Consider the following 1,485-nt stretch of genomic DNA (forward strand, 5'->3'; position numbering starts at 1 on the left):
CGCCCAGCGCAGCAACTCGGCACGCTCCTCATCGGACAGCACAACTTCGACGGCACGAGGACCTCGAGACATGAAAACAGGCTACAGACTTAAGCCCGCGATTTCAGGCGCATCACACTAGCCGCTGCGCACCGCCTGAACGGCCCTTCCCTCGTCACCCGGCAGGACCCAGCCCAACTCATCGGCATGACTGCCGGGCGGTGTCCTGCCGAATCCCATCCAGCGGCTGTTTTGGACTCAACCGCCGCTCTTGCGTCGGAACGACCGCTGGTGCGCAGCCGGGCCGTGCGCGCCGCGGACCTTTGACGCATCGGTGTTCGCAGCGATGTCGGCGGCGTCCGCCTGCATGCCGCGCTTGCGCGCCAGGGCCTCTCGAAACTTGCGCTTCAGGTCGTCCTGGCCGTCATCGTCGGGCGAGAGGACAGGGCTCTCGACGTCGGCTGACTCCGAACCTTCTGGTGATGGAGACTCTGCGGCCATGGTGACCTCCTGGGTTCGGGCAGTGGAGAGCACAGCTTGTCATGCCGGGCACCGCATGAGACGCCCGCGGCCGGCATCGCCAGCGGCCGCCGCTCGTGGCTATCTCGCACCGGCCCGGCTGCGAGCGCCAGGGCCGACGGCTACGGCCTCGGCGCAACTGGCTTCGAACGTGTCGGTTGGCCCCTGAGGAACGACCGCATCTTCGACATCAACACCAAGGGCGCCTTCTTCACCGTGCAGCGTCTCGCCCCGCTCATCAACGAAGGCGGCGCGGTTCTCTTCACGACCTCCATCGCCGACAACATGGGCTACCCGGGCATCACCGTCTACGGCGGGGCCAAGGCCGCGCTGTGGACCTTCGCCAAGGGCTTCGCCGCCGAGCTGATGCCGCGCGGCGTCCGTGTCAACGCGCTCAGCCCGGGGCCGATCAAGACGCCGTCCATGGGCTACCCGGCGATGACCGAGGCGGACAAGGTCGTCCACGAGAAGGAGATGAACGAGATCAGCCCGATGAAGCGGCACGGCACGATCAAGGAGATCGCCGCGGCGGTGCTGTTCCTGGCTTTCGAGGCGACCTTCACCACGGGCACCGAGGTGGTCGTGGACGGCGGCCTCGCCCAGGGGATCATCCTGGCCACGGCCTGATCTCTCCCCGCCTGGCCGGGCGCGGCTACGCGCCAGGCCGGGTGTCGCGGTGCGAGTGCGGGGCGCGTACTCGCACCGCGAGGCCCTCCGCGCACCGTGCTGCCCGCCGCGCCCCCTCCGCGGGCGCGCGGCGCCAGTGCCCGGGGTCATGCCCCGTTGCGCCTTGACGCGTCAGGCCCGCAGCGACTCCGCCTCCTTGACCGGGTCCGAGGCGGCGCCCCGCTCGAACGCCGCCGTGAAGTCCGCCTCGCCAAGTACCGCGCGTACCGCGGCCGTCACCCGGTCCACGTCGCCGCGCTCACCCGCCGGCAGCGGTGCGCCCACCGAGGCGCGGGCCGCGGCCGCCGCCCCGAGCAGCCG

Annotated in this window: 3 protein-coding genes; 1 reads left to right on the forward strand and 2 read right to left on the reverse strand. The window is 70.6% G+C overall.

The features are described from left to right. Positions 1-237 precede the first annotated feature (237 nt). Positions 238-480: a DUF5302 domain-containing protein gene (locus tag ACYVO6_RS41440; RefSeq protein WP_461070738.1), complete on the reverse strand. Its 243-nt coding sequence runs from the start codon at positions 478-480 to the stop codon at positions 238-240. A 36-nt stretch (positions 481-516) separates the two neighbouring features. Between ACYVO6_RS41440 and ACYVO6_RS41445 the strand changes: the two genes are divergently transcribed. Next, positions 517-1,125, forward strand: a complete 609-nt coding sequence (locus ACYVO6_RS41445; protein WP_461070740.1) for an SDR family oxidoreductase — start codon at positions 517-519, stop codon at positions 1,123-1,125. A gap of 171 nt (positions 1,126-1,296) precedes the next feature. Here the strand turns inward: ACYVO6_RS41445 and ACYVO6_RS41450 are convergent. Next, positions 1,297-1,485, reverse strand: a 189-nt coding sequence (locus ACYVO6_RS41450; protein ID WP_461070742.1) for a hypothetical protein, incomplete at its 5' end; no start/stop codon positions are given.

This window comes from Streptomyces pseudoechinosporeus (assembly GCF_054783935.1).